We start from the raw sequence: 508 nt of genomic DNA on the forward strand, positions 1-508 counted from the left end.
CAATGTTTATAATTATTTGCCAATTTTGTTCAATATCCTATTTAAAACATCACCTTTTAACGTGAAGTATAACAACAGTGTTGTCAACCATATAAACATCAGGTTAAACCAAAAGGTAGGTATCTCGGTGTTCCCAAGACGTTTGTACGACGCATAAAAATGCGCCCGCCCAAAATTGGAATCAGGTGTTTTATATATCGGATCCTTAAGCTGCACCCACTTGTCGTTCACCTGTGTGATCATGTCAGATCCTGTTCTGTTGGTGACCAAATCGTTTAATCGTTTATTAAAATACCGTTGTTTATTCGCATAATATTCCTCTTCGCCTCCCAATGTTCTCACCAGCTCCAGGTATTTTTCATCATTTTCGCGAGCGGCCTTATTCCTCTTTTCATTGAGCTGTTGTGTCAGCTGCAACAGATAGTTCCCGATATCTTCCAATAGCTCGGTGTTCACTTCCTTTATATTTATTTTTGCTGTTTTTTCATAAGGAAAGGCGGTGTTTCGT

Annotated in this window: 1 pseudogene; it reads right to left on the minus strand. The window is 38.8% G+C overall.

Going from position 1 to position 508, the window contains the following annotated elements:
- Positions 1 to 12: 12 nt before the first annotated feature.
- Positions 13 to 508: pseudogene (locus ACT29I_RS25745) on the minus strand (hypothetical protein); the annotation flags it as partial.

This window comes from Saccharicrinis sp. GN24d3, assembly GCF_052400645.1.
Lineage (GTDB): Bacteria > Bacteroidota > Bacteroidia > Bacteroidales > Marinilabiliaceae > Saccharicrinis.